Origin of the sequence: Agrococcus sp. DT81.2 (assembly GCF_049844935.1) — a bacterium.
Classification (GTDB): Bacteria; Actinomycetota; Actinomycetes; order Actinomycetales; family Microbacteriaceae; genus Agrococcus.
Genome location: NZ_JBNCLZ010000002.1, coordinates 543,063 through 569,818 on the forward strand (window position 1 = coordinate 543,063; position 26,756 = coordinate 569,818).

Consider the following 26,756-nt stretch of genomic DNA (forward strand, 5'->3'; position numbering starts at 1 on the left):
CCATGAGCGAGCAGTTCTGCGGCCTCGAGGCCGACGCGCTGAGAGAGCGGTACGGCGACTTCTACGAGGTCCGAGTCGGTCCACTCGACCCGGCGCCCGTGCCGGAGCCGGTGCGGGATCTCGTGCCGTACGCCGAGGTCTGGGGGCTCGGCGACGACGTCGAGCGCGACGAGCTCGTCGAGGCGGCACCCGCGGAGGCGCGGGACGACCTGCTGTCGATCTTCAGCACTCGGGGCGGCGAGCTCGAGGACTGGTTGGCGGGTCCCGCTGCGGATGGTCCCGAGTACTCGGCCGAGTACGTCGCCTTCGTCAACATGATGATGGCGTACGAGTACCTGTCCGTGCTGGACTGACGCCTCCGGGCGCCGCGGGTCGACTGGCCAACGGCCGGTCGACGCGCCGCTCTTGACGCTCGAACGCTGCGGTAGCCGGCGCATCTCGACAGAGCGGTCAGGCTCGGCCGGATGTCGCTCGGCATGTCGACCCGGACTCGTTCGTGCAGCGGTGGCACGAGTGCAGCGGTGCGGGGCACCGCACCGCCGCCGATCCAGACCTGTTCCGTGCGGACCACGCCGGGCGCGTGCCGGCGCTGACCGCGCATGAGTGCGTGGTGCATCTCGAGGATGCTGGGCTCGCCGGGGTCATCGGCGAGGCGGAGCGCCGCATCCATCGCTCGCACGTTCCGAGCACCTGCAGCGCGTCGGCATCGGTCTCCTCGCCGATCTCTGCCAGGGCGAGCTGCCTTGCGCTGGCAGTGAAGCCCTCGACTCGAAGAAGCCGAAGCAGAGCGACGCGGAATGGAGGCTTCCAGGCAGCACACGTCGCGAACGGGACGGGGCACCGGCTCAGAGATCAAGCCTCCTCGTGCACGCCGATCTCGCGCAGCGCCGCGTGCGCCGCGTGCCAGCCGCTCATGCCGTGCACGCCGCCGCCGGGCGGCGTCGACGACGAGCACAGGAACACCCGCCCAGGCATCCGCACCCGGTACGGGTTCCCGAGCACCGGCCGCAGCACCTGCTGCGTGCCGGCGAGCGTGCCGCCGCCGATCGAGCCGCCGACGAGGTTCGGGTTCCACAGCTCGAGCGCCGCCGGCGGCATCGACTGCCGCTCGAGCACGCGGTCACGGAAGCCGGGCGCGTACTCCTCGATGCGCGCCTCGATGGCGGCGGATGCGTCGCCCGGCCACGCGTGCGGCACATGCGCGTACGCCCACACCAGGTGCTTCCCGGCGGGCGCCCGCTCGGGATCGGCCGCGGTCGGCTGGGTGAGCAGCACGAACGGCTTGTCGGGCATCCGACCCACGGCGACCGCGTGCTCCGCCTCGACGACCTCGGCGAGCGTGCCGCCCACGTGGACGGTGCCGGCGCCTTCCGCGCGCGGATCCTTCCACGGGATCGGCCCGTCGAGCAGCAGGTCGAGCTTCGACACCGCCGGCCCGTACTTCCACGACCGCATCCGCTTCGCGTAGCGGCCGGTCAGCCGGTCGCCCGCCATCCGCACGAGCTGGTGCGGCGTGACGTCGAGCAGGATCAGGTCGGCAGCCGGCAGATCGCGCAGGTCGGTGACGTCGACGCCGGTCTCGATGCGGGCGCCGGCGGCCTCGGCGACGCGACGCAGCGCATCCGCGATCGACTGCGACCCGCCCTTCGCGAACGGCCACCCCGCGCTGTGGCCGACGCCGCCGAAGGCGATGCCGAACGCGCTCGTGAGGAGCGATCCGAGCGGCAGCGTCGCGTGCGTGACGCTGCCGGCGAAGAGCGCCTGCGCCGCGCCCGAGCGGAAGACGGAGCGGGCGAGCAGGGTCGCGGGCCATCCGCCGCGCAGCCCGAAGCGGGCGAGCAGCACCGGGTCGCTCGGGAGGCGCACCATCGGCCCGAGGATCGCCTCGGCCGTGCCCGTGGGGTCGTCGGTCGCGGGCTTGTGCAGCGCGAGCCAGGCCCGCGCATCGACGCCCAGCTCGCGGGCGGTCTGCTCGGCGTCGCGGTGGAGGATCGCGGCGCGGCCGCCCGGCAGCGGGTGCGCCATCGGCACCGGCGCGTGCACCCACTCGAGCCCGTGCTGCTCGAGGCCCAGCGCCCGGAACGCGGGACTCGTGATGCCGAACGGATGCCCGCAGGCACCGGGGTCGATGATCGCCTGATCGCCGAAGGCGGGGACCGACGAGCTCGCGCCACCGATGTACGGCAGCCGCTCGAGCACGGTGACCTCGAGCCCCGCGCGGGCGAGGACGGCGGCGGCGGTGAGCCCGTTAGGCCCCGCGCCGACGATGACAGCGCTGGTCATGCGGCCTCCTGGTCCGAGTCGGGCGGATGCGTCCGGTCCTGTCGGTCGCGTCGCAAGCCTCCCGCGGGCAGGCTACGCGCGCAACCCGACCCATGCACGGCTACAGGGGCCGCTCGGCGACGGCGAACTGGAGCGAGCGACGCGGTGGGCGAAGCAACCCGGCCGGGCGGCGTCGGCGAGCTGACGCCCGCCTCGTCAGAGGGCTCAATCACCATCCTTCGCATAGAGCGGTACGCCGTGTGCGATGAGTGCGGGCACTTGTTCGAGAGCGTCCGCGATGACTTGGCGCGCTGCGTCCCGAGGGACGCCCGCTTCTCGCATGCACTTCATGTTCTCCTTGAAGAACTCGTCGATCGACATGCCCTTCAGTCGCTTCGGGTTCAGCCGGCTACCGCGCTGCTGCAGAGCTGACAGCTTTCTGTGGACCTGCTTCGGCATCAGGAGAGCGGAGTTGTAGTCCGAACGTCGCTTCTCAACGATCCCGTGCACCTTCAAGAACGAGTGCATGAAGAACTCGTCGCCTTCCAGACCATCTCCTATCCGATCGACCGCTCCCGCTTGCCCGTAGTCGGTCGCTACCGACACGTCCCTCACGTTCCACGGGACCTCTTGGACGCGGTCCTGGGCGACACAGGTCGCACATATGTAGCCGGACATCTGAGTGACCGTCGAACACACCAAGCACGCGCGCTCGTCGTCGCTGTCCCATCCGCAGCCGCGCATCATCGATTCCGCTGTCCGAAGGTTCTCCAGCTCCTCCGCGGTGCGCCCGTCGGCGCCATCCCACCGATCGAGCAGCGGCTCGACCGGTCTCGTCGCATCTGGAGTTCTCGGACCGGGCTGCTCGGCTACCGCAGGTGCGGGCGGCACGTGGTCGTCTCCAAGCGTTCGAGTCCGTACCGCTGGAGGCTCGTCGCCCGTCACACGGACCCAACGGTCGGGCACTGGGCCGGGGTCGTCCTCACCGACGGAGAGGTCGACCGGATCACGAGGAGGGTCGAGGCGAGCGCTCTCACCGGCGTCGCGCGACACCTCGGTCTGGGGCTCGATGAGACTGCGCCCGCTGGAAGGGTCGTCCGCCCAGTCCCAGTTGGCTGGTAGCTCCCCGAGCCCGTCAGCACCCGCGTCGGAGCCTGCTGGATCGATCCAGGGGGAGAACGACACCGCTGCTGCCTCTGAGGTGGTCCACTGGGCCTCGGGCGCCCATTGCGCCCCTCCCGCGATATGGCTGGGCATCTGGGTGGCTCTGCTCTCGCTCTGGCATACCCAGCACGGCAGTTCGATCATGTGCGCACCGCACTTCGGCCGATACGAATCAGTGGGCATTGCCGGTCACCTCTTAAGCATGTCCGATCGACCCGAGCCCGGGTCCCCGCTTGTCTTGGCTGATGAGTCGGTCCAGGTGCGCCTGGTTGCGTGCACCGGTTCGGTAGGCGGCGACGCGCTTCGTCGACAGGTGGTCGATCCGCGCCCGCACGGCCCGAGCGTTGTCCATGCGTCCCGCTGCCTCGAGATCGAGAGCCATCAAGGTCCACATCGCGATGGCTTTCTCGTACGATCCGGCCGCAGCCGCCGGGTATGCACGGAACTGCAGATCTGCGACCAGTTCGAGCGCCTGCGGGAGTTCAGGCGTGCGCGCCCGTGGGTGCGCGGCGGCCGTCGGGAACGTGTCTGTGATCGGCGCCAGCAACCGGGTCACCTCGGCGTGCTTACCTGCGGCCGCGGCCTTGCGAGCGGCGGTGAGCATCTGCGGGAAGTGCTGTCGGGCAGTCACGATCTGGTCGGCTGTTGGCGGTGCCGAATCGGCGCGCGGTGCTACGGGCACGCGGTCTGAAGGCCCATGTCCGGGAGCAGGCGAGACCGAGCCGGACGGCACGGCCTCTGAGCCGGTCCTCGGTGACACTGGCGCTCGATCGGCAGGTCCTCGCGGTGCCCGAGGGAAGCGATCCATGGCAGTCCTTCACTGCGGCAGTTACCATACGTATGATCGTCCCTCGGCAAGCGGTCCGCAATCCTCCTCGAGGGGGTTCAGGTGTTCGGAAAGAAACGTCGGCAGGCCCCGCGTGTGACCGATGGGCCAAGTGGCACTCCATTGGGCTCGCCGCTGGCGTTCAACATCTTCTCGCTCCATGGCGGCAGCATCCCGAACCAGCAAGGGGTCTTCAAAGTCGAACAGACTTCGACGTTTCATCCGCTCAACGTGTATTGGTGGATGAACTACTACGGCGCAACCGCGGAAGTATGGATCGGCACCCCATACCGCTCGGAGGGAGTCGAGAAGTTCCGGCTCGTCGACCTGCCTCACGGAGAGTGGACGCCGCTGCGAACACGGTCGGGGAGGACCATTCCGGCTGAGATCTACGTCGACGACGTTGGCGTATTCGCCCGGTGGACGACCTGACTCACCGGCTGTCGAATGACATGCCGCTCACGGGAGCGCTCGATCAGGCGCAGGCGGCGAGCACGTCGACGAGCATCCGCCGGTCGGCGGTCGAGACGGCGAGGCCGTAGTCGGCGGCGATGGTTGTGTAGTCCGCCGCGTACTCGCACCAGTAGCCGGGATCCTCGGGCATCCAGTCGGCGGGGCCGCGGTCGCTCTTCGAGGCGTTCGTCGGGCCGTCGACGGCGAGCAGCGTCGCAGGGTCGTTGGCGAACGCGACCCGCTCCACGTAGTCCCATGCCCACGCCCCGCCACGGTGCGCCGCGGAGAGGCTGATGATGTGGTCGACCTGCACCGCCTGGCTATCGCCGCCGACCCGGTCGTGGGCGAACTCGATCGTCGCACCCGTGTAGGGGTCTGAGGGCAGGGAGCCGGTCAGCACCGTGCACCCGTCGTCCGCGAGCGTCTCGCCCTCCAAGTCGCGCTGGAGCACGTCCTGCCGGGTCGAGCAGCCGTTCCGGTCGACGTCGACCCATCCGTCGCCGAAGTCGTCGCGTCGGTACGCCGGTGTCCGGACCGACTCGTCGATGAGCGGGAGGTCCAGCGCGGTTCCGTGGATGTCGGAGTGCGGGGTAGGCGCCGCGGTGAATGCCGGTGCCTCGGTGCGCTCCGGAGGCTGCACCGTGCGCTGCGGCATGGCGGTCGCGGACGCCGCAGGGCGCGACTCGGACGGCGTCGCGCCAGCAGGGCTGCAGCCGACGAGCAGTGCTCCGACGGCGGCGACCAGCGCCATGCCGCGGGCAGCGCGCCGACGGGGATGCGTTGCGTTCAGTTGATGCGACGACACCGGCTACGCGAAGCGCTCGCGCACCGTCTCGCGGCTGATCCGCTGGATCTCGGCGATCTGCTGATCGGCGCGCAGCTGCAGGGAGAGCAGCAGCTTGCGGTCCTGACGCGGGTCCGCCTCCGCGAGCTCGAGCAGCGCATCCCACATCGACCGCTTCGCGCGCACCGCGCCGGTCAGGAAGTCGAGCTCGAGCTGCGCCATGGAGCTGCGACGCAGGCGGAGCAGGTTGACCGGGTTCACCCCGCCGCCGGCGCGGAGCACGACGGTCAGCAGGCGCTTCCAGCCCTTCGGCCGGTAGCCGAGCTGCTGGATGATCCGGGCGAGGTCCTTGCGGTCACGAGCGATCTCGTCGGAGAGGGCCATGAGCGAGGCTTCGTGCTTGGTGCCCTCGAACGTGCGAGCGGCGGCCTTGAACGCCTGCACCCCGCCCTCGGATGCGAGCAGGTGCTCGTTGAGGTACGCGGCCAGGTTGGCGTCGGCGTCGCTGCGGTGGTCGTCGCTCATTCGAGTGCTCCTCGTCGATGGGCATGTCCCGTCAGCCTTGCGCGCGCGCCACCTCGGGGCAAGTCGGCTTCTATCAGACAGATCGATTGACGAAAGAACCGGACGGGTGTTCAATCGGGCCAACAGAGGGTCTCGACGGAGGGACACATCATGAGCATCGTCATCGTCGGCGGCGGTCTTGCAGGCGCGACAGCCGCAACCGAGCTCCGGAGGCAGGGCTACGACGGACCGATCACGCTGATCGGCGCCGAGCACCATCTGCCGTACGAGCGCCCCCCGCTGTCGAAGGGCTACCTGCTGGGCAAGGAGGGCGCCGCGGCCGCGCTGGTGCACCCACGACCCTGGTACCCGGAGCACGAGATCGATCTGCGTCTCGGCACTCGCGCCACGGGCGTCGACCTCGGCCGCCGCGTCGTGCGACTGGACCGGGCCGCGGGCGGGGGAGAGCCGCAGGAGATCGGCTACGAACGACTGCTGCTGGCGACCGGAGCCGTGCCGCGGCAGCTCGACATGGGCGCCGGTCCGATGCTCACGCTGCGCACGGTCGACGACAGCGCGCGACTGCGGGAGGCGCTCGAGCCCGGCGCGAGGGTCGTGATCGTCGGCGCGGGCTGGATCGGGCTCGAGGTCGCGTCGGCAGCCCGCCAGTTGGGTGCCGAGGTCACGGTCTTCGAGACGGCCGAGCTGCCGCTGCTGCGCGTGCTCGGCCGAGAGATCGCGACGGTCATCGCCGACCTGCACCGCGGTCACGGCGTGGATCTGCGGCTGAACGCCAAGGTGACGCGCGAGGATCTCGCCGACGCCGACGTGCTGATCGCTGCCGTGGGCGTCACGCCCGCGGTCGAGCTCGCCGAGTCCGCTGGCCTCGCGGTCGACAACGGCATCCTCGTCGACGCGACGCTCCGCGCATCCGACCCGAACGTCTACGCGATCGGCGACATCGCCAACCACGACCACCCGACGCTGGGTCGGCGCATCCGCGTGGAGCACTGGGACACGGCGAAGCAGCAGGCGAAGGTGGCTGCCCGCAACTTGCTCGGCGCCGAGGAGCCCTACACGCGGCTGCCGTACTTCTTCACCGACCAGTACGACATGGGGATGGAGTACGTCGGCAGCGTGCCGTCCGAGGGCTACGACCGCGTCGACATCGACGGTCCGAGGGATGCGCTGGCGGGCGACGCGTTCCGTGCCTTCTGGGTGAAGGACGACACCGTCGTGGCCGCTGCGCAGGTGAACGACTGGGATGCCAGCAAGGCGATCCGCGCGAGCATCGGCACGTCCCGGCCGAGCGGCGCGTCGGTCGGGGCATCCAGTGCGATGGCGTCCGTGCTCCAGGGCTGAGGAGCGGTGACGAGCGACCCTCGGCGCATGCCGATCGACCGCCTCTGGCCCGAGCCGGCGGCAGACCTCGACGACGAGGCCCTGCTCGCGGCGTACGCCTTCCCAGCGGACCGCACCTGGCTGCGGATGAACTTCATCAGCACGCTCGACGGCGCGGCGACGAGGCAGGGCCGCTCAGGCTTCCTCGGCGACGACGCCGACCGGCGGGTCTTCGGCCTGCTGCGTCGGCCGGCGCACGCGGTGCTCATTGCGGCCGGTACCGCCCGCGCGCAGGGCTACCGCGCGACGCTCGTCGGCCCGAGGTCGTCGGCGTGGCGGGTCGCCCTGGGTCTGCCGCCGCAGCCGGTGCTCGTGCTCGTCTCGCGCAGCCTCGACCTCGATCCCACGGCACCGATGCTCTCCGACGCGCCCGTGCGGCCCATCGTCTACACGGTGGAGAGCGCACCGCAGGAGCGGCGAGCGGCGCTCGCGAACGTCGCCGACGTGGTGACCGCAGGCTCGGTCGACGTCGACCCCGTGCGGCTGCGCGACGACCTCGCGGCGCGCGGCCTCACACGCATCCATGCGGAGGGCGGTCCGCGGCTGTTCGGCTCGTTCCTCGCCGCCGACGGCGTAGACGAGCTCTGCCTGACGCTCGCGCCAGCGCTCGAGGGCGGCGATGCCCCGCGCATCGCGCACGGCGCTCGCGGCGTGCCGACCGACATGACGCTCACGTCGGTGCTGCGCGCGGGCAGCGAGCTGCTGCTGCGCTACGTCAGGAGCCCGGCGTAGCGGGAGGAGGGGCAGGGGCAGGCGCTGGCCGCTGCGTCGGCGTCCGGACGACGCGCGGGGCGGGAGCCGATTCGACTCCCGCCCCGGCGCATCCGCGAGTCAGAAGGCGGAGGCGCCCGCATCGGCGACCGAGTGGTCCTGCTCGCCGGAGCCGCCGCTGACGCCCACCGCGCCGACGACGACGCCGTCACGCGAAAGCGGGATGCCGCCGGCGAAGACCGCGACCTTGCCGTCGTTCGTGGTGTGGATGCCGAAGAACTGCTGCGTCGGCTGCGCGTTGGCGCTCAGGTCCTTCGTTGTGATGTCGAAGGCGCGTGACGTCCACGCCTTGCTGATCGAGATGTCGACGCTGCCGATCCAGGCGCCGTCCTGTCGCACGTGCGCGACCAGGTTGCCGCCTGCGTCGACGACGGCGATGTTCATGGGCTGGCCGATCTGGTCGGCCTTGGCCTCGGCGGCCGCGATCACGCGGCGGGCGTCCTCGAGCTTCACAGTCATGGTGCTTCCTCTCCTCGGTGGCGCACGGATGCGCCGCGGTGCGCAGCGGCCCCGAAGGCACCGTCGCGCCCCTCGAGTCTCACAGAGGGGCCGATGCCGTGCCGAGGTCGAGCCGACCGCAGAGCACATACGAGCGCGGCGGTGGGCCAGGCAGATGCCCGACCCACCGCCGCGCTCAGCTGCGGTCCCGTTGCTCGGAGCTACCGGACCGGAGCCCAGGCACCGGTGCCGACGGCCTCGGAATCGGCGTCAGCACCGAACCGGTCGAGCGTGAAGGGCGCGAGCACTGGCGACGGCGTGCCCGTGACGATCTCCTCGGCGAGCAGCTCGCCGAGCACCAGGCCGAGCGTCGCGCCCGAGTGGGTGAAGAGCGTGTACAGGCCGTCGATCGAGGGCACGCGTCCCGCAACCGGCTCTCCGTCGCCCGGGATCGGCTTCAGCCCGGCGGCGACGCGCTGCGCGGTCAGCCGCGGATTGCCGGCGAGCACCTTCGACGCCTCGTCGAGCAGGCCCTGCACCGACGCCTCGGGCACCGTGATGGAGCCGTCGTCGCCGACGACGATCGACTGCTCGGCCCAGTCGGCGTCGAGCACGAGCCGGCCGTCCGGCGTCGGCCGCACGGCCACGCGTGGCGTGTTCAGCACGGTCCTCACCTCGAGGTCGACGGGCTCGGTGAACAGCACGAAGGCCGTCGGGGTCGCATCCGGCACCGTGACGCCCAGCGCACCGAGGTGCGCAGGCACGGACCCGCCCGTGGCGAGCACGACGCGGTCGGCCGCCAGTCGCGTCCCGTCGCCGAGGATCACGCCGACAGCAGCGCCATCCTGCACGTCGACGCGTGCGTCGCCGGCCTGCTCGACGACGCTCGTGCCGTTCGCGGTCGCCTCCTCGACGAGCGCCGCGATGAGGTCGGGGAGGCTCACCCAGCCCTCGCCAGGGTTGAAGATCGCGCCCTCGTCGGCGACGGCGTCCGCGTCGACGTCGGGCGCGAGCGCCGCGACGTCCTCGCGGGCGACCCACACCGCGTCATAGCCGCCTGACCGCTCGAACGCGAACGTCTGATCGAAGCTCTCATCGGGACCGGCCCACTTCAGCGCACCGTCGAAGCGCAGGTATGAGCGGCTCTCCGGGTGGCGGGCGCTCCAGGTGCGGTACCGGTCCAGCGCGAGGAGGCGGAGGTAGTGGTAGGCGGCCGAGCGGTCGCCGGACGAGTTGAGCCAGGCGATCGAGCGTCCGGATGCGCCGTCGGCGAGCGCGCCGGCGGTCACGAGGGTGGTCCGCACGCCGGCACGAGCGAGATGGGCGGCGGTCGACACGCCGAGCACGCCGCCGCCGAGGACGATGACGTGGGAGGGAGGAGTGGTGGTCATGCTGAGGTTCGCTTTCTGGTCCGGGAGTGACTAGAGCAGGGCGGCCGACTCGGCGTGCGCCTGCTCGATGATGCGGAGCGCCGAGACGGCGTCGGCAGGGTCGACGGGCAGCGGGCCGCCGGTGCGCAGCGCCTCGGCGAGGCTGCGGTAGAAGCCGCCGTAGTCACCGCGTGCAGTGGGCACCCGGCGGGTGTCGCCATCGGTGCCGAGCACGCCCCAGCGCGACTCCGGCGTCTCGCCGAAGCCAGGGTCGCTGGGCAGCGCGCCGGCGATGAGCGACGGCTCCTGCACGTCGAGGCCCCACGACGTGTACGCGGCGCGCGACCCGAGCACGTGGAAGCGCGGCCCGAACAGCGGCGCCACAGCGTTCATGGACAGGTGCGACGTGACTCCCGACTCGTGCTGCAGCGCGAGGAAGACGTCGTCGTCCGCTGCTGACGCCGCGCGCCGGCGGAACACCTCGGCGTGCACCTCCTCGACCGGCCCGAAGAGCTGCATGGCTTGGTCGATGAGGTGGGTGCCCAGGTCGTAGAGGATGCCGCCGGCTTCGGCTGCGGTCGCTTCGCCCTTCCAGCCGGCGCGGGGCTCCGGCTGCCACCACTCGAAGCGCGACTCGAAGCGCCGCACCTCGCCGAGCTCACCCTGCGCGATGAGGTCGCGGAGCGTCTGGAAGTCCCCGTCCCACCGACGGTTCTGGAAGACGGTGATGCGCCGACCGAGCCGCTCGGCCTTCGCGACGAGCGCCTCGCCCTCCGCCGCAGTGGCCGCGAAGGGCTTGTCGACGACGACGTCGAGGCCGGCGTCCAGGGCGGCATGGGCGAGGTCGGCGTGGGTGCCGCTCGGCGAGCCGATCACCACGAGGTCGAGCGAGCCGGACTCCGCCCAGAGCGCATCCGTCGAGGGCAGGATGCGCGCACCCGGATGCTGCGCCGCCGCCGCCGACTGCCGGGCCTCGTTCGCGGTCACGATGACGTCGAGCGAGTAGTCGCCGTCGGCCGCCAGGAACGGCGCATGGAAGATGCGGCCGGAGGTGCCGTAGCCGATGATGGCGGTGCGGATCGGTGCACCGGTGCTGGCCGCCATCACAGCACCTCGGAGAGGAAGCGCTGGAGGCGCGGGCTCTTGGGCTGCTCGAAGAGGTCGCCGGGGGCGCCTGCCTCGACGACCCGGCCCTCGTCCATGAACACGACCTGGTCGGCGACCTTGCGGGCGAAGCCCATCTCGTGGGTGACGACGAGCATCGTCATGCCCCGTTGCGCGAGCTGCGCCATCAGGTTGAGCACGCCCTTGACGAGCTCCGGGTCGAGCGCGCTGGTGGCCTCGTCGAAGAGCATCACCTCCGGCTCCATGGCGAGCGCGCGGGCGATCGCGACGCGCTGCTGCTGGCCGCCGGAGAGGTCGCGCGGCCGGTGATCCGCGCGCTCGGCGAGGCCGACCTCGGCCAGTCGCTCCTCAGCGATGCGCCGTGATTCCGCCTTCGACAGGCCCTTCACGTGACGCACCGCCAGGGCGACGTTCTCGAGTGCGGTGTGGTCGGGGAAGAGGTTGAAGTGCTGGAAGACCAGGCCGATGCGCTTGCGGACGGCGTCGGGCTTCTGCGTCAGCACGCTCTCGCCGGCGAGCAGCACGTCGCCCGACTTGGGCTCATGCAGGCGGTTCACGCCGCGCAGCAGCGTCGACTTGCCGGAGCCCGAGGGCCCGATGATGCACGTCGTCGTGCCGGGTGCGACCTCGAGGCTGACGTCGCGGAGCACCTCGATGTCGCCGTACGCCATGGTCAGGTCACGCAGCTCCAGGCTGGAGCCGGTGTAGAGCGGGCCGCCGGTGATGGGGACGGGGGTGGTGTAGGTCACGTGTTGCTCCCGTAGGTGAGGGCCGGGTTGGGGGTGAGGTCCTCGACCTCGTCGAGTCCGCTCTTCGGCGGTGCGGGCTTGCGGCGGCCGGTGCGGAAGCGGTCGTCGAAGTAGTTCACGAGGTGCGTGAGCGGCACCGTAATCACGAGGTAGAACAGGCCGGCGAGCACGAGCGGCGAGAGGTTGCCGGTCAGCACCGCCGCGTCCTGGCCGACGCGGAACAGCTCGCGCTCCGTCACGAGCAGTCCGAGGAAGTAGACGAGGCTCGAGTCCTTCACGATCGCGATGAACTGGTTCACGAGCGCCGGCAGTACGCGGCGCACGCCCTGCGGCACCACGACCAGGCGCATGGCCGCGCCGTAGCTCATGCCGAGCGCGCGGCAGGCTTCCAGCTGGCCGCGGTCGACGCTCTGGATGCCGGCGCGGAAGATCTCGCCGATGTAGGCGCTCGCGATCAGGCTGAGGGCGAGGATGCCGAGCGGATACGGCGAGGGACCGAAGATCTGCTGGCTCACCCGGGCGAAGCCCTGCCCGATGAGCAGGATGGTGAGGATCGCGGGCAGTCCGCGGAAGATGTCGGTGTAGAGGCGGGCGGGCACCCGCAGCCACTTCGACGGCGAGATGCCCATGATCGCCACGACCATTCCGAGGGCGACGCCGATGACGGTCGCCGCGATCGAGATGACCAGGGTGTTCACGAGCCCGACGCCGAGCAGCTGGGGGAAGACCAGCCACATGGCCTCGAAGTCGAGGAAGGTCTTGATGAGATTGTCGAGCCAGTCCATGGTGTGCTCCGTTGCGTGTGGGGTGTCCGGCGCGGCGCGGTCGCGCCGCGCCGGACATCGAAGGTTCGACTACTCGGTCTGCTCGCTCGAGGGCAGGTACTGCTCCGGCATGGGGGAGCCGGGGAACCACTCCTCGTAGAGCTCCTTCCAGGTGCCGTCCTCCATCGCGGCGGCGAGCGCCTCGTTGAGCGCGGCCTGGAACTCGGGCTTGCCCTTCGCGATGGCGAAGCCCGCCGGGGCGTCGAACGACGGGATGTCGATCGAGTTCACGAGCCCGTACTGCTCGGCGTACTCCTTCGCGGCCTCGTAGTCGAGGAAGTGCGCGTCGATGGAGCCGCTGTTCACCGCGGAGATGGCGGCGTTGTTGTCAGGGAAGCGCACCAGCTCGGTCTCGGTGAAGTGCTCGACCGCGTACGCCTCCTGCAGCGTGCCCTGCACGACGCCGAGGCGCTTGCCGGCGAGGTCGGCCTCCTCGGCGATGCCCGCGTCCTCCGTCCCCATCACGGTGAGGTATCCGGCGAGGTAGCCGTCGGAGAAGTCGACCGTCTGCTGGCGCTCCTCGGTGATGCCGATCGCGGCGACGCCGACGTCGAACTGGCCGTTCGCCACCGCGGCGAGCAGGCCCGAGAAGTCCTGGCCCGTGAACACGACGTCCTCGATGCCCATGCGCTCGGCGACGTCGGTGAAGAGCTCCACGTCGAAGCCGGTGAACTCGCCGGACTCGTCGGTGAACGTGTAGGGGCGCGCGTCGCCGAGGCTCGCCACGCGGATCTGACCGGGGGTGATGAGGCCGTAGGGGTTGTCCTCGGTGGCCGGCTCGGACCCGCTCGGGGCCCCTCCGGAGCAGGCCGCGAGGGCGAGGGCGGCCGCGGCCGCCACAGCGGTGATCGTGGAGCGGCGGATGGTGCTGCGGGACGTCATGGTGATCCTCTCGATGGTGCAACGCCGTCGGTGCTGCATCGGATGTCCTGTTGCTGAGACCGGTCTCACTCAAGTACGTTGAGACCGGTCTCAACTGGTTTTGATGGGACAGTACGCTACGACACGGCGAGACGTCAACACGGAACTTCGGAGGAGCGGTGAGCGAACCGGCAATGACGCCGAACGGCAGGCGCGAGGTCACGGTCAGCGACGTGGCTGCAGCGGCGCGGGTCTCGAAGGCGACGGCGGCGCGCGCGCTCGGCGACTACGGGGCGGTGAGCGAGGCGGTCCGGGACCGGGTGCTCGCGGCCTCCGACCGGCTCGGGTACCGGCCGAATGCCCTGGCTCGAACCATGAGCACCGGCCGCTCGAACACGCTCGGCATCGTCGTCGGCGACATCGAGAACCCGTTCTTCGCGCAGGCGACGCGTGGAGCAGCCGACGTCGCGAACGCGGCAGGCTTCGACCTCATCCTGTCGAACTCCGATGAGGACTCAGAGATCGAGGCGAAGGCCATCGGTGTGCAGCTCGCGAAGCGAGTCGACGGGCTGCTCGTCGCGTCCGCGTCTTCGGTCGACACCACGAACCTCCGCACGGTGATCGACGCCGGGCGCCCGCTGGTGCTGTTCGACCGTGCGGCGCACGGTGTCGAGGTGGATACCGTCATCGCCGCCAATCGCAGCGGAGCTCGAGAGCTCACGTCACTCCTCGTCGACGCGGGTCACCGGCGTATCGCGTTCATCTCGACGATCGATCACCCCGGCGGCGTCGTGCGCCTCGACGACATCTCCTCGTCGTCGGTCGCGGAGCGCGTCGAGGGCTTCCTCGATGCGCTCGCCGCGGTCGGTGTGCCCGACCCCGAGGCTCATGTGCACCTGAACGCCCGCCGCGAGGGCGTCGAGCAGCTCACGCGGCGGCTCATCACTGGTGGGACCGGGACGACCGCGATCGTGGCCTCCGACAGTCTCGTCGCGCTCGGCGTCTACCGCGCGGTCCGCGAGCTCGGGCTGCAGATCCCGCGCGATGTCTCTCTCGTGGCGTTCGATGACGCCGACTGGACCGGTGTGGCGACCCCGGGCATCACGGTCATGGCGCAGCCGATCCACGAGATCGGAGCCGCGGCGGCGGAGCTGCTGATCCGACGCATCCGAGGGGACGGCAGGCCGGCGGTGACGCGCGTGCTGAAGCAGCACCTGATCGAGCGGGAGTCGGTCGCGCCGCCCGCCGGCTGACGCGGTCGGCCCGCGGGCGGCGCCGTGGCCGGCGTGGCACGGGTCATTCGCCGACGAGCCGCAGGAAGGCGCTCAGCTGCGCGACGCCCTCGGGGGTCGGCGGCAAGTGCCCGCGCAGCCCGGGCGAGTGCACGAGGTACGCGCACCACTGCCCCCGCGAGATGGCGACGTTCAGCCGGTTGACCGACAGCAGGAACTCGATCCCGCGCGGCACGTCGACGGCGCTCGACGCCGCCATCGAGACGATCACGACCGCCGCCTCCCGCCCCTGGAAGCGATCGACCGTGCCGACCGATGCCGCCCCGTAGCCGGCGGCCGCGAGCCGGTCGTGCAGCAGCCCGACCTGCGCGTTGTAGGGCGCGACGACGATCACGTCGCCCGGTGCGAGCGGCCGCGTCTTGATTCGACCCTGCGCGGTGCCGTCGTGCCACTCCCGGCCGACCAGGTCGCGCATGATCCCGACCACGGCATCCGCCTCTTCGACCGACAGCGTGGTGTTGCCCGCGTGCTGCACCTCCACCGGCTTCAGGCCCGGCTCGATGCCCGCGAGCCGGCGTTCGGAGTCGTGCGCGCCCAGCCGCCCGTCGTACGCGAGATCGGACACCGCAGCGCACAGCTCCGGATGCATCCGCCACGAGGTGCCGAGGAAGTAGCCGAAGCGCTCCGGGATGACTGCGGCCCCGTCGCACAGCCAGCCGAGCGCCGACCCGTCGACCGGCGCCGGGTGCGTGCCCTGGCTGACCTGCGGCAGCTGCTGCGGGTCACCGATGAGCAGCAGCCGTCGCGCGGCGCGCCCCGCCGCGATGGTGTTCGCGAGCGAGAACTGCCCGGCTTCGTCGATCACCAGCAGGTCGAGCGGCGGGAAGCCCTTGTTCGCATGCCCGGCGAACGCCCACGCCGTGCCGCCCAAGACACCAGGCTCGCCGCCGAGCGCATCGGATGCGTCCTTCACGGCCGTCCACGGATGCTCGCCCGTGTCGCCCTCGCGCGGCTTCTTCACCACCCGATCGGCCGGCACGCCCGCCTCGACGACGCCGTCGAGCATGTGCTCGACCGTCGCATGAGACTGCGCGACCACCCCGATCCGCCAGCCCGTGCGCACGAGCTCGGCGATGACGCGGGCGCCCGTGTAGGTCTTCCCGGTGCCGGGCGGGCCCTGCACGGCGACGAAGGATGCGTCGAGCTCGGCGAGCGAGCGCACGATCGCGTCGGTCGTGCCGTCGTCGACGACTTCCGCGAGCCGCGCCGGTGCCCGACGCCGCAGCACGTCGAGCGAGGCGTCGGTGGGCAGGGCGTCCGCGAGGTCACCCGGGCCTTCGATTGCGGCGGCCACCGCGTCCGCCCAGCGCTCGATCGACTGCTCGAGCGGCGCGCTATTCGGCGGCTGAGCCGGCGCGAGGGCGATGGGCGTCGCGTCCCACGGGACGGCCGTGCCGTGCCGACCGGCGCTCTCGACCAGCTCGAACACATCCTCGTCGAGCGTCAGCGTCGTCTTCGTATGCGTCGAGCGCCACGCCGGTGGACCCTCGGCCGCGACATGCGGCGGCTCGTAGACCGCGAACTGCTGCGTCGTCTCGTCGGAGAGCCGCGTGCCGGGCGCGACGGTGCCGCGGAAGCGCACCCGGCGCACGAGGCTCTGCTTCGCCTGCTCCCACGGCCCGACCTCGAGCACCTCGTCGACCGTGATCACGTCCTTCTGGTCGCGCCAGTCGTCGAGCGGCTTGTCGAGCCGCTCGAAGTGCTCCCACCAGAACGACTTGCGCTCGCGGGCGTGGTAGCCGACGGCGGCCGCCGCGAGCGCGAGCGCCATCTCGTCGGGCGAGCGCTGCGCGGGGTCGTCGCCGGCCGGCGCGAGCAGCCGCTCGACGAGCGCCTCGCGCGCGGCGATGACCTCGGCCCGCTCGAGCGAGAGCCCCTCCGGCGGCGTGGCGTCGCCCGTCGGCGCCGCCGCAGGCTCCGGGACCAGGTCGAGCAGCCAGTCGCGCAGCCGGTGGGTCGACTCGACGTCGTACGCGTTGTAGTCCTCGATCTGCTTGAAGAGCGCCGTGGCCTCGTCGGCGTCGCCGGCCTCGCGCAGCTCGGTGGCCTGCTGGAACCACACAATGGAGTCGGCCGCGTTCGTGACCTCACCCATCCGCTCGCCGGGCATGTACAGCGGCTCGAGCTTCTTGAGCGAGTAGCTCGGGCTGCCGACCACGAGCGATCGCTTCACGACCGGGTAGAGGTCGACGAGCACGCCCGCGCGCAGCAGGTCGTCGATCTGCTCCTCGCCGACGCCGTGCCGGGCGGCGAGGCTCAGCAGGTGCGTGCGCTCGTACGAGGCGTAGTGGTAGATGTGCAGGTCGGGATGCCGCTGTCGACGCTCATCGACGTACGCGAGGAAGTCGATGAGCGCCTGCTTCTCCTCCTGCAGCGTGTGCGCCCAGAAGGGCGTGAACTCGCCTTCGGCGTCGCGCACGCCGAAGAGGTAGTCGAGCCCCCAGGTGTCGCCGTGCTGCCAGAGCGGGTCGCCCTCGAAGTCGAAGAACAGGTCGCCCGGCGAGGGCGGCGGCAGGTCGCGGATGGCGGCGTCATCGACGACGTCGACGCTCACGGCGGGTGCGTCGCGCGAGCGCAGCTGCGCCCTCGCCTGCCGCTGCAGGGCCGCGAAGGTTGCCTCCGCCATCCCCTTCGGTCCGAGCGGGGCCTCCGCGAGCTGCGTCATCGTCTCGATGCCCGCCGCACGCAGCCGGGCGCGCTGCTGCTTGCGCATGCCCGCGACCTGGAAGACGTCGTCATGCAGCGCGATCTGCTCGGCGCATGCCGCGCACTGGCCGCACGCGAGGATGCCGTCGGCGCCCCACACGAGCGCGCTGTCGGCGGCGAGCCGCTCGTCGACGATGCGCTCGAGCCGGGCGCGCCGCTCGAGTAGCACCGGCTCGACGTCGCGCAGCTGGTGCACGCTCACGGTGCCGTCGCCCAGCAGGAGGCGCACCTCGTCGGCCACTGGCACGCCCATCGTGCGGAGCGCCCGCGCGTACGCGGCAAGCTGCAGCAGCGCCGTCACCTTGGCGCGGCGCGCCAGCTTCGCGTCGGAGACGACGTAGCGACCCTCGTCGTCGAGCTCGATGAAGTCGGCGTAGCCGAAGAAGCGCTCGCCCTCGAACGCCGCCTGGAAGATGGCGCCGGCGCGCGCGTCGACCGCCTGCTGCGTGCGCGCGACGGCGAGCGAGCGAGCCTCGGCGTCGAGGGACGGCTTCGGGATCTCGACGACCTCGGTGCGGGTGCGCAGCTCGGCGAGCAGCGCCTCCTCGTGACGATCGCCGAGCCTGGCCGTGCGCTCGAGCATCGCGTCGGTCTCCTGCGGCACCGGCTCGCGTCGTTTCAGCCGGGCGTCGAGCGCGGTGAGCACCTGCCACTCGCACGTGCTGGCACGCGTCAGGTCGCTGGCGGTGAGCAGCACGTTGTCGTTCTCGAGGATCATCGTCGTCTCCTTGGCGGCAGCTCGAGCCTACGGAGGGCGGGTGACACGGCGACGCCGAGGGTGCGCGTGCGTAGCCTCAGACCATGACCGCTTCCAATCACTACGTCGCGATCGCGACCTACACCGCCAAACCCGAAGCCGCCGATCGTGTCGCCGAGCGGTTGCCATACCTGGCCGAGGAGAGCCGGAAGGAGGAGGGCAACATCTCCTACACGGTCGCTCGGGATCTCGAGCGACCGAACGTCTTCACGATCGTCGAGGTGTACAGGGACGCCGAGGCGTTCACGGCGCACCGCGAGAGCGCGCACTTCCTGTCCATCGGCAAGATGCAGATCATCCCGATGCTCGAGAGCCGGGAGGTCGTCGGGTACGAGGGCGACGGCGTCATCGGCTGAGCGGACCGCAATCGGCCCTGTCTGATCCTGGCGCTTGGTCGCGTGTATCCCTCAATGAGCTCGCCTGTATGCCTCGGTCAGCTCGTGTGACAGTCGACCGCGATCTGCCACGGCGATGCCTTGGGCGCGTGCCCACGCTCGCACGGCTGAGGGCTCGACCGTGGCCGTCAGGAGCGTCTCGGATGCCGACGCGGTTTCAGGGGAGCTGGCCGCAGCGGCAGTGACGGTGCGCTTGTCCTGCCGCGGCGCCTCAAGCCGAGGCTGGAGGCAGTCCAACAGCTGCTCGAACGTCGAAGGATCGACGATGCGTGTGCCGTGCGCGCGCGCGTCCGACGCTTTCGTGCCGTCGACGGACCCGTCCGTGACCAGGATGGTCGTCAATCGCGAGACGCCGGAGGTCACGCGAACGCCCATCTTCGCCGCGCGGCTCTCCATGCGCTCCCGCCAGCGCTCCTCGCATCCGGTGAACGCGATCCGATCCCCGACCCGCAGGGCGTCTCCGTGACTCCAACCGCGAGGCAAGGGTCGGAGGGTGGCGGTGATCGCGTCCTCATGCGCAACACGTGCTTCGTCCAGAACGCCGTCGACCAGCAGCTCGCGCTGTCCGAGAAGAGCTGCGAGCGAGAGCAGCTGCTGTCGCTCATCACGCGAGACAGTGCCGTCCTCGACGGCACGGTGTGCGGCCCCGAGCAGGAGCGCTCGGTGCGCTGCGTCCCGGTCTCCTTCGCTGAGGTCGAACAAGTCGGCGACCTCTGCGAGCTCGGCCCGCTCGTCGCCGCTCAACAAGCCGTCCTCGAGCGCCCGCAGGACCGACTCCAGATACGTCGCCATGCCCGCGGGGGCGCCCTCCTCCACGACCTCGAGGAGGTTCGGTGCAGTGATCCGGCTCAGCAGGGGGACTCGCGGGAGCTTGCGCTGCGCCGCGCGGATGCGAGCGAACTCGATCTCGCGCGCGGTGCCGCCCCGCGACTTCGGGCCCGAGGTTGCGCGTCGCGGTCGGTTGGACACGAGCGCACCATGGTCGCCGTCGACAAGCTGGAGGTAGTGATGAAGGAGTCCGGCGGTGGCGCGCGCGTCACCGAGCGCGGAGTGCGCGTTCTCAAGCCGAACGCCGACCGCCTCGCAGCAGTCGAGTAGACGTCGTCGGGCGAGCTGTGGAAGATGGAGGTGGCTCGCCTCGAGCGTGCAGATCGTGTCGGCGGCTGCCAGTGCGAGCCCTGCGCTCGCGAACTCGCCCTCTAGGAATGAGACGTCGAACCGCGCGTTGTGCGCCACGAGAGGGACGCCCTGCACCAGATCAAAGATGTGCGGCGCAAGTTCGTGGAATCGCGGCGAGTGTCGTACGTCGGCGTCCGTGATTCCGTGGATGTGCGTCGCTCCGACGGGGCCGTCCGGATTGAACCGGTGCGTCCACTCGTCGACCACGCTGCCGTGCAGGTCGACACGAACGATCGCGAGCTCCAGAATGCGATGACTCCGTGGGGATAGCCCGGTGGTCTCTACGTCGATGACAGCGAAGGCGGGCGTGCCGTTGGTAGCGCTGCTCGCACCGATGTCGCCGACTCGCGACGGCATGACGGCCGCGTCTCGCTCGACCCCCGCGGGCGCGCCGGGTCCCGTCAGCCAATCGCTGACGCGCTGCCAAAAAGAGCGGCGTCTTTGGCCCATGCGAAGCCTCCCTGGTCTGCGACAGATCCTCACATATTGGCAGCAATCGTCGACATGCGCCGCTTGACCCGGGAATGCCGGCGGATCACAGCCTCACGTTCCCGCAGCGTCTTGGAGAGATCGACACAGCTGCAGTCGCTCGCTTGTGCCAGGCCCAGAGCGGCATCGGCGAGGTCGCTCAGGAAGAGGCTTCCGCCCGGCGTCTGCGCCGTGCGGCCTCTGCTATTGCCCGAGTGGCTGAATCGCCGCCCGCCGTGGATGCGGTCGATGCGCCGATGCGCGGTCAGCGGTTCGCGGAGACCGACTCGCCAGCCGCGATCCGCGCGACCGCTGCGACGACCGCCTCGACGCCGAGCTCGAACCCCGCAGGCGCGCGCTGCTCGTCATCGCCGAGGGAGCCCACCGCGCGCAGCTCCGGCAGTTCGTAGCCATCGATGCGCCACAGCGGCACAGGCGAACCAGCGTCGATCGCCGACCCAAGCGCGACCGCGTCGACCATCGCCGAGCACGCCACGCGCTGCTCGACCGGCACGCCCGCATCCCGCAGGATGACGAAGAGCGCCTCGTAGATCTCGAGCGTGCGCAGGTCCTCGACCGGCGCCCCGACCAGCACCGGCACCACCGCGGGCACCCGAGCTGTCGCTGCGCGGTACGCCCGCATCCAGAGCCGCAGTCGATCGAGGGGAGCGGCCGTGGTGTCGAGCGAGGGCCCCAGGTCGATGTCGGCGTAGAGCTCCTCGCGCATGCGATGCACGATCGCCAGCCGTCCGCCCGGCAGGTGGTGGTACAGCGACGACGGGTGCACGTCGAGCGCCGCTGCCACGCCGGGGATCGTGAAGTCGCCGTGCTTCGCGACCAGCCGAAGCGCAGCCCCCGCGATGAGCTTCGGGGAGAGGATGCTGTGCTTCGGCCTGGCCACGAGGCTCCGTTCGGTTGCGGGGGCTTCAGAACATGATGACGCTTCGCCCGCGGGCGCCCGACCGCATGAGGTCGAAGGCGTCGTTCACCTCGTCGAGCGAGACCCGGTTGGTGATGAGCCGGTCGATCGGCAGCCGGCCGTCGAGGTAGAGCTGCGCGAGCATCGGGAAGTCGCGCGCCGGCACGGTCGCGCCGTAGTTCGATCCGAGCAGCGACTTGCCCTCCTCGGCGAGCGCGAGCGCGTCGATCGGCACCGGCCGGTCCTGGGGCGGCAGCCCGACGATCACCGCGGTGCCGCCGCGCTTGAGCGTCGCAGGCATGATGGCGATCGTGTCTGGGCGGCCGATCGCCTCGAAGGCGAAGTCGACGCCCTCGGGCACCAGCTCACGCACCTTGTCGGGCAGCGACGCATCCGACCGCACCGTGTGCGTCGCGCCGAACTCGCCCGCCAGCTCGAGCGACGCATCCGTGACGTCCGCGACGATGATCGGACTCGCGCCGGCGAGCACGAGCCCCATGATGATGCTGATGCCCACGCCGCCGGCGCCGATCACGAGCGCCGAGCGGCCCGCCTTCAGCTGCGCGTCGTTCACGACCGCGCCGAACCCGGTCGCGATCGAGCAGCCGATGAGCGCCGCCACGTCGAACGGCACCTCCTTGGGCACCTTGATGGCTGCCTGCTCGGCGACGACGACGCGCTCGCTCATCGAGCCGACCGCGAGGTACGGGTAGGCGGTCGCGCCGTCCAGCGTCATCGGCGTCGACCCATCCGGCAGCACGCACGCCTCTGAGCCGGAGCCCGTGCACACCCAGGTGCGGCCCTCACGGCAGCTCGTGCAGACGCCGCACGGATAGAACCAGGTCATGATCACGTGGTCGCCTGGCTCGAGGCTGCGCACGCCCTCGCCGACCGCCTCGACGACGCCGGCGCCCTCGTGGCCCATGATCGTGGGCCGGGGCATCTCCCAGTCGCCGTCGAGCACGTGCCGGTCGGAGCCGCACACGCCCGACGCGCCGATGCGCACCAGCACCTCACCGGGGCCCGGGTCGCGGAGCGTGACCTCACGGATGTCGAGGGCCGGGTTGCCGTCGAAGACGGCTGCTCGGGTGGTCGTCATGTCAGTCGGCCTTCCGGAAGGTGCGCCTCGGGTGGAGCAGACGGGTGAGCAGCAGGTACGCGACCGCGGCGACGATCGCCGCGGGCAGGCTCGCGGTGATCACCGAGAACGCCGCCTGCGTCTCGAGCGTGATCGGGTTGTAGAGCCACAGGTAGAACACGGCGCCCAGCAGCAGTGCGACGATGCCGGCCCAGTTGACGCCAGCCGGGTAGGCGTAGAGCGTGCCCCGTTGCGCGAGGTGCATCTCGCGCAGGTCGATGCGCTGCCGACGGACGATGAAGTAGTCGGCGAGGGCGACGCCGCACAGCGCGGTGAGGAAGGCCCCGGAGACCGACACGAAGATCATGAACTGCTCGTACATGAACTGCGGGAAGAACGTCATGATCGCGGGCAGCACGAAGAACGACGCCGTCAGCACCTTCCACGGCACCTTCGCGAGCAGCCCGCCCGAGGACTGCCGCAGGGCGAGGATCGTCGAGTAGACGATCGACGACATCGAGGTGATGTTGGCGAAGGCGATGAAGATGAGCACCGCGACGCCGAGCACTGCGCCGCCGAAGGGCACCATCCAGACGGTCGGGTCGGAGTCGCCGAGCGTGAGCGCCGCGGCCATGCCGACGACCTGTGCGATGAGCGTGGCGATGAGCAGGCCGCCGTAGGCAGGCCAGACCGCCGCCTTCCGGGTGCGGGTCATGCGGGCCAGCGAGCCCATCACCGGGTACCAGGAGACGCCGACGCCCACGTTGAACTCGACGGCGACCATGAAGTTGAGCGTCTCGTCCTCGAAGGGCGCGATCGGCGAGGCGGTAAGCAGGGCATCCCACGTCGTGTTCACCACGAGGAACACCATCATCACGACGGTGATGACGGCGAGCCCCGGCGCGATGATCGCGTTGAAGCGGCCGATGGTGACGGGACCGCGCGAGAGCACCCACCAGGCGATCGCGATCGCGACGAGGCCGCCGATCGTGACGACCGGCCCGTACTGGCCGAGGTCGACGCCCGCCATGGTGGAGGCCACCTGGCTCGTCGCGCGGCCGGCCATGACGGCGAGCAGCGACGACCAGCCCATCTCGGTGATGAGGATGACCGTGAAGACGATCGCGCCGACGCCGACGACGCCGAACGCGCCACGCAGCAGCATGTACTGCTCCGAGCCCCAGCGCTGGGAGGCGACGACTGAGGCGAGCACCATGAAGCACAGGCCGATCGCGTTGCCGATGAGCATCGCGGCGACGCCGGCCTCGAACCCGACGAGCAGCGCCGTCGACCCTCCGACGAGGAAGGCCCAGGTCGCGATCGCGAGGGCGGTGTTGACCCAGGTGAAGTCGAGGGCGCTCCAGCTGCGCTCCTGCTTCAGCAGCGGGAGGGTGCCGAAGACATGCTCGTTGGCGAGCACCGGCTCCGCGGCGGGCGGACGGGCGCTCACAGCACCACGACCAGGGCGCCGATGACGACGGCGACGACCGAGACCGCCACGTAGACGGTCATCTCGCGGGCGGAGAAGGGCTGGCGCGACTCGTCGTGCAGCTCGTCGCGCTCGATGATCTGGATGCGGCGCTCGAGCTCCGCCGCCACGACCGGGTCCTTGCCGGCGGCGATCAGCTCGCTCTCGAACGACGAGGCGGGAGCCCCGCCGGTCTGCGTCTGGGGAGTGGGGGTCATCGTCGGCTCCTTCGCCGTACAGCGGGACCGCGCCGACGTCGCGACGCTAAACCCAATCGGATTTGGTTTAGCGTCATACTGAGGCATAGCGGGCCCGCTCGTCAACATCGAGCAGGTCCGGCGGCCCGAGTCGCACGATCGTGGATGAGGATGGATGCATGAGCGATGACCTGACGCATGCGATCGCGGTCGCCCAGGCGGCGGCCGTCGTCGACGACGTCGACCAGAACCTCGCGACCCTCACCGGGCTGGTCGCGGAGGCCGCGCAGCAGGGCGCCGACGTCGTGGTGACGCCAGAGCTGTTCGCGACCGGCTACGCGCCGGACCGTGCGTGGCGACACGATGGCGAGGCGATCCGCGCGGCGCTCGCGGCGCTGGCCCGGGAGCACCGGATCGCGCTCGCGGCATCCTCTGTCGACTCCGTGGGCGACGCGCATCACATCGCCGCGTCGCTCTTCTCACCCGACGGCGAGGAGCTCTCGCGCGTCCACAAGCGCCACCTCTTCGGCGGCGTGGAGCAGCAGTGGATGACGCCGGCCGAGGCCTACGGCGAGCCGGTCGAGTGGCGCGAGACGAGCTGGGGCGTGGGCGTCTGCTACGACGTCGAGTTCCCTGAGTTCGCGCGCTCCCTCTCGATCGCAGGCGCCGACATCCTGCTGGTGCCGACAGCCGTGCCGACGGCGGAGGAGGGCATCGAGGCGCTCGGTGACGCGTGGCACTACTCCGCGACCCAGATCTCGACGCTGCAGGTGCCCGCCCGGGCGTTGGAGAACGGCGTGGTGATCGCCTACGCCAACCAGTGCGGCGAGGGCTTCACGGGCCGCAGCTGCATCGCGACGCCGTTCGGGCACAACGCCGTGCTGCTCGGGGACGAGCCCGGCGTGGCCGTGGTGCGCGTGCCCGTCACCGCGATCGAGCGAGCGCGCTCGATCAACACCTACGTCGCCGACCTTCCCCGCGGCTGATGACCAGGTATCCGACCGAGGCAAGGAGCCACCCATGACCGATCCCATCGGACCCGTCGACGCCAGCCGCGTGCCCCGCTTCGCGGGCATCGCCACCTTCGCCCGGCTGCCCCGCATCGACGAGGTCGAGCACGCCGACATCGCGATCGTGGGCGTGCCGTTCGACAGCGGCGTCAGCTTCCGACCGGGTGCCCGTTTCGGCCCGAGCCACGTGCGCGAGATCAGCCGACTCCTCCGCCCCTGGAACCCGGCGCAGCAGGTCGCGCCGTTCGGCAGCCAGCAGGTCGTCGACGCGGGCGACATGGCCGTCAACCCGTTCTCGATCGACGAGGCCATCGCCGACATCGAGGCGCACGCCCGCGCGCTCACCCAGAGCGGCACGCGACTCGTCACGATCGGCGGCGACCACACGATCGCGCTCCCGCTGCTGCGCGCGACCCACGCCATCCACGGTCCCGTCGCCGTCGTGCACTTCGACGCCCACCTCGACACCTGGGACACCTACTTCGGCGCGCCGATCACGCACGGCACACCCTTCCGCCGCGCGAGCGAGGAGGGCCTCATCGACCTCACCGCGAGCGCGCACGTCGGCATCCGCGGGCCGCTCTACGACCAGCAGGACCTGGTCGACGACGCGCGCCTCGGGTTCACGCCCATCACCTCCGTCGAGATCGAGGAGCATGGCGTCCAGGTGGCCATCGACCGGCTGCTCGAGCGGGTCGGCGATGCCAAGGTCTACATCTCGATCGACATCGACGTGCTCGACCCCTCGCACGCGCCCGGCACGGGGACGCCCGAGGCCGGCGGCCTCACGAGCCGCGAGCTGCTGCGCATCCTGCGCGCGATGGCGCACCTCGACATCGTCGGCGCCGACGTCGTCGAGGTCGCGCCGGCGTACGACCACGCGCAGATGACGGCGGTCGCCGCGAGCCACGCGATCTACGAGCTCATCTCGGCGATGGCACCGCGCGGCAGCTGACGGGCGCGGTCGCTACTGCTGGAGCTTGATCACGTACTGGTAGCGGTCTCCGGGTGACGAGCTTCGCACGTACTCCACCGCGCGACCGCTGGCGTCGCGGGTCCAGCGGTACATCGACAGCAGCGGCGTGCCGCGCGAGACGTTGAGTAGGCGGGCATCCTCGGCGCTGGCTGCCTCTGCTCGGATGATCTCGGTCGCCTCCCGGGGCGTCGCGCCGAGGCTCTCGCGCATGACGGCGTAGAGGGACTGCGTCTTCTGCAGAGCGGCCGGCGTGATGGCGGCCGCCAGCGCGTCCGGCACCCACGACTGCATGCGGCAGAAGGGCTGCCCGTCGGCCGTCCTGATGCGTTCGACCAGCCAGATGCGACTCCCGGGCAGGAACTCTGCAGCCTCCGCGGGCGGCTCCTCGTCGACGTCGATGCGGATGCCGGTGATGCCGGGCCGCACACCCAGATCGAGCAGCGTTTCCGTGAAGCTGCGCAGGTCCCCGAGCACGTGCGAGACCCCCTGGACCGCGACGAACGTGCCGCGGCCCTGCTGTCGGTCGACAAGGTTGCTGTGCTGCAGGTCGGCGAGCGCTTGACGCACCGTGTTGCGCGACACTCCGTGCGCCGCCATCAGTGCGTGCTCGCTCGGAAGCCTGCTCCCTGGCGCGAGCTCGCCGGATCGGATGCGTTCACGCAGGGAGTCGGCAACTCGCTGATACGCCGTGCTCATGCTGCCACCTCCAGGTTGTGCCAACAAGTGTTGCTCTTGTTGGTACAAGTATGTACTCTTCCGAACTGCGGGGATGTACCCGG

26 protein-coding genes are annotated in these 26,756 nt (G+C 70.8%); 8 read left to right on the top strand and 18 right to left on the bottom strand.

Annotation, left to right across the window (positions count from 1 at the left end):
* Positions 1-2 precede the first annotated feature (2 nt).
* Positions 3-353, top strand: a complete 351-nt coding sequence (locus ACLQ21_RS05880) for a hypothetical protein (RefSeq protein ID WP_425662313.1) — start codon at positions 3-5, stop codon at positions 351-353.
* Positions 354-852: 499 nt separating this feature from the next.
* Here the strand turns inward: ACLQ21_RS05880 and ACLQ21_RS05885 are convergent, their stop codons facing one another.
* From ACLQ21_RS05885 to ACLQ21_RS05895, 3 genes are all read right to left on the bottom strand, one after another.
* Positions 853-2,283: a phytoene desaturase family protein gene (locus ACLQ21_RS05885; RefSeq protein WP_425662314.1), complete on the bottom strand. Its 1,431-nt coding sequence runs from the start codon at positions 2,281-2,283 to the stop codon at positions 853-855.
* Positions 2,284-2,487: 204 nt separating this feature from the next.
* On the bottom strand, positions 2,488-3,447 hold the full coding sequence (locus tag ACLQ21_RS05890) for a hypothetical protein (protein ID WP_425662315.1): 960 nt from the start codon (positions 3,445-3,447) through the stop codon (positions 2,488-2,490).
* A 175-nt stretch (positions 3,448-3,622) separates the two neighbouring features.
* Positions 3,623-4,057, bottom strand: coding sequence for a hypothetical protein (locus ACLQ21_RS05895; RefSeq protein ID WP_425662316.1), 435 nt, complete (start codon positions 4,055-4,057; stop codon positions 3,623-3,625).
* Positions 4,058-4,315: 258 nt separating this feature from the next.
* Between ACLQ21_RS05895 and ACLQ21_RS05900 the strand changes: the two genes are divergently transcribed.
* On the top strand, positions 4,316-4,684 hold the full coding sequence (locus tag ACLQ21_RS05900) for a hypothetical protein (RefSeq protein WP_425662317.1): 369 nt from the start codon (positions 4,316-4,318) through the stop codon (positions 4,682-4,684).
* Between the two features lie 43 nt (positions 4,685-4,727).
* Here ACLQ21_RS05900 and ACLQ21_RS05905 read toward each other — a convergent pair whose 3' ends face one another.
* Both ACLQ21_RS05905 and ACLQ21_RS05910 read right to left on the bottom strand, forming a co-directional pair.
* Entirely contained in the window at positions 4,728-5,456 is a 729-nt protein-coding gene (locus ACLQ21_RS05905) for an HNH endonuclease family protein (RefSeq protein ID WP_425662318.1), read from the bottom strand.
* A gap of 57 nt (positions 5,457-5,513) precedes the next feature.
* Positions 5,514-6,014, bottom strand: a complete 501-nt coding sequence (locus tag ACLQ21_RS05910; RefSeq protein WP_425662319.1) for a hypothetical protein — start codon at positions 6,012-6,014, stop codon at positions 5,514-5,516.
* Positions 6,015-6,164: 150 nt separating this feature from the next.
* On the opposite strand from ACLQ21_RS05910, the gene ACLQ21_RS05915 reads away from it, so the two are divergent.
* A complete protein-coding gene (locus ACLQ21_RS05915) occupies positions 6,165-7,355 on the top strand; it encodes an NAD(P)/FAD-dependent oxidoreductase (RefSeq protein ID WP_425662320.1) in 1,191 nt (396 codons plus the stop codon).
* Between the two features lie 27 nt (positions 7,356-7,382).
* Positions 7,383-8,126, top strand: coding sequence for a pyrimidine reductase family protein (locus tag ACLQ21_RS05920; RefSeq protein WP_425662321.1), 744 nt, complete (start codon positions 7,383-7,385; stop codon positions 8,124-8,126).
* 99 nt (positions 8,127-8,225) lie between these two features.
* Here the strand turns inward: ACLQ21_RS05920 and ACLQ21_RS05925 are convergent, their stop codons facing one another.
* From ACLQ21_RS05925 to ACLQ21_RS05950, 6 genes are all read right to left on the bottom strand, one after another.
* A complete protein-coding gene (locus ACLQ21_RS05925) occupies positions 8,226-8,624 on the bottom strand; it encodes a GlcG/HbpS family heme-binding protein (RefSeq protein ID WP_425662322.1) in 399 nt (132 codons plus the stop codon).
* Between the two features lie 200 nt (positions 8,625-8,824).
* Positions 8,825-9,994, bottom strand: a complete 1,170-nt coding sequence (locus ACLQ21_RS05930; RefSeq protein ID WP_425662323.1) for an NAD(P)/FAD-dependent oxidoreductase — start codon at positions 9,992-9,994, stop codon at positions 8,825-8,827.
* Between the two features lie 30 nt (positions 9,995-10,024).
* Positions 10,025-11,077, bottom strand: coding sequence for a Gfo/Idh/MocA family protein (locus ACLQ21_RS05935; protein WP_425662324.1), 1,053 nt, complete (start codon positions 11,075-11,077; stop codon positions 10,025-10,027).
* Positions 11,077-11,847 (bottom strand): amino acid ABC transporter ATP-binding protein, encoded by a 771-nt coding sequence (locus tag ACLQ21_RS05940; protein ID WP_425662325.1) that lies wholly within the window; start codon positions 11,845-11,847, stop codon positions 11,077-11,079. The genes ACLQ21_RS05935 and ACLQ21_RS05940 overlap by 1 nt, the downstream gene beginning before the upstream one ends.
* Positions 11,844-12,632, bottom strand: coding sequence for an amino acid ABC transporter permease (locus ACLQ21_RS05945; RefSeq protein ID WP_425662326.1), 789 nt, complete (start codon positions 12,630-12,632; stop codon positions 11,844-11,846). Before ACLQ21_RS05945 ends, ACLQ21_RS05940 begins: the two co-directional genes overlap by 4 nt.
* A 69-nt stretch (positions 12,633-12,701) precedes the next feature.
* Positions 12,702-13,553 carry an ABC transporter substrate-binding protein gene (locus ACLQ21_RS05950; protein ID WP_425662327.1) on the bottom strand — a complete coding sequence of 284 codons (852 nt, stop codon included), beginning with the start codon at positions 13,551-13,553 and terminating at the stop codon, positions 12,702-12,704.
* A 158-nt stretch (positions 13,554-13,711) separates the two neighbouring features.
* Between ACLQ21_RS05950 and ACLQ21_RS05955 the strand changes: the two genes are divergently transcribed.
* Positions 13,712-14,785 (top strand): LacI family DNA-binding transcriptional regulator, encoded by a 1,074-nt coding sequence (locus ACLQ21_RS05955; protein WP_425662328.1) that lies wholly within the window; start codon positions 13,712-13,714, stop codon positions 14,783-14,785.
* Positions 14,786-14,828: 43 nt separating this feature from the next.
* Here the strand turns inward: ACLQ21_RS05955 and ACLQ21_RS05960 are convergent, their stop codons facing one another.
* The gene (locus ACLQ21_RS05960) at positions 14,829-18,248 is read right to left on the bottom strand and encodes a TM0106 family RecB-like putative nuclease (RefSeq protein ID WP_425662329.1); all 3,420 of its coding nucleotides are present in this window, start codon (positions 18,246-18,248) and stop codon (positions 14,829-14,831) included.
* A gap of 83 nt (positions 18,249-18,331) precedes the next feature.
* On the opposite strand from ACLQ21_RS05960, the gene ACLQ21_RS05965 reads away from it, so the two are divergent.
* Positions 18,332-18,643 (top strand): putative quinol monooxygenase, encoded by a 312-nt coding sequence (locus tag ACLQ21_RS05965; protein WP_425662330.1) that lies wholly within the window; start codon positions 18,332-18,334, stop codon positions 18,641-18,643.
* 51 nt (positions 18,644-18,694) lie between these two features.
* On the opposite strand, the gene ACLQ21_RS05970 is transcribed toward ACLQ21_RS05965, so the two are convergent.
* The 5 genes from ACLQ21_RS05970 to ACLQ21_RS05990 form a co-directional block, all read right to left on the bottom strand.
* Positions 18,695-20,218 (bottom strand): exonuclease domain-containing protein, encoded by a 1,524-nt coding sequence (locus tag ACLQ21_RS05970; RefSeq protein ID WP_425662331.1) that lies wholly within the window; start codon positions 20,216-20,218, stop codon positions 18,695-18,697.
* 376 nt (positions 20,219-20,594) lie between these two features.
* A complete protein-coding gene (locus tag ACLQ21_RS05975) occupies positions 20,595-21,230 on the bottom strand; it encodes a TetR/AcrR family transcriptional regulator (protein WP_425662332.1) in 636 nt (211 codons plus the stop codon).
* Between the two features lie 25 nt (positions 21,231-21,255).
* Positions 21,256-22,347 carry an alcohol dehydrogenase catalytic domain-containing protein gene (locus ACLQ21_RS05980; protein ID WP_425662333.1) on the bottom strand — a complete coding sequence of 364 codons (1,092 nt, stop codon included), beginning with the start codon at positions 22,345-22,347 and terminating at the stop codon, positions 21,256-21,258.
* A 1-nt stretch (position 22,348) separates the two neighbouring features.
* Positions 22,349-23,776 (bottom strand): purine-cytosine permease family protein, encoded by a 1,428-nt coding sequence (locus tag ACLQ21_RS05985; RefSeq protein WP_425662334.1) that lies wholly within the window; start codon positions 23,774-23,776, stop codon positions 22,349-22,351.
* On the bottom strand, positions 23,773-24,012 hold the full coding sequence (locus tag ACLQ21_RS05990) for a hypothetical protein (protein ID WP_425662335.1): 240 nt from the start codon (positions 24,010-24,012) through the stop codon (positions 23,773-23,775). Before ACLQ21_RS05990 ends, ACLQ21_RS05985 begins: the two co-directional genes overlap by 4 nt.
* 158 nt (positions 24,013-24,170) lie before the next feature.
* Here ACLQ21_RS05990 and ACLQ21_RS05995 point away from each other — a divergent pair, with 158 nt between their 5' ends.
* On the top strand, positions 24,171-24,977 hold the full coding sequence (locus ACLQ21_RS05995; RefSeq protein WP_425662336.1) for a nitrilase-related carbon-nitrogen hydrolase: 807 nt from the start codon (positions 24,171-24,173) through the stop codon (positions 24,975-24,977).
* 34 nt (positions 24,978-25,011) lie between these two features.
* Complete coding sequence (speB, locus tag ACLQ21_RS06000) at positions 25,012-25,956, top strand: agmatinase (protein WP_425662337.1); 945 nt, start codon at positions 25,012-25,014, stop codon at positions 25,954-25,956.
* Between the two features lie 12 nt (positions 25,957-25,968).
* Here the strand turns inward: speB and ACLQ21_RS06005 are convergent, their stop codons facing one another.
* Complete coding sequence (locus ACLQ21_RS06005) at positions 25,969-26,721, bottom strand: GntR family transcriptional regulator (protein WP_425662338.1); 753 nt, start codon at positions 26,719-26,721, stop codon at positions 25,969-25,971.
* Positions 26,722-26,756 lie beyond the last annotated feature (35 nt).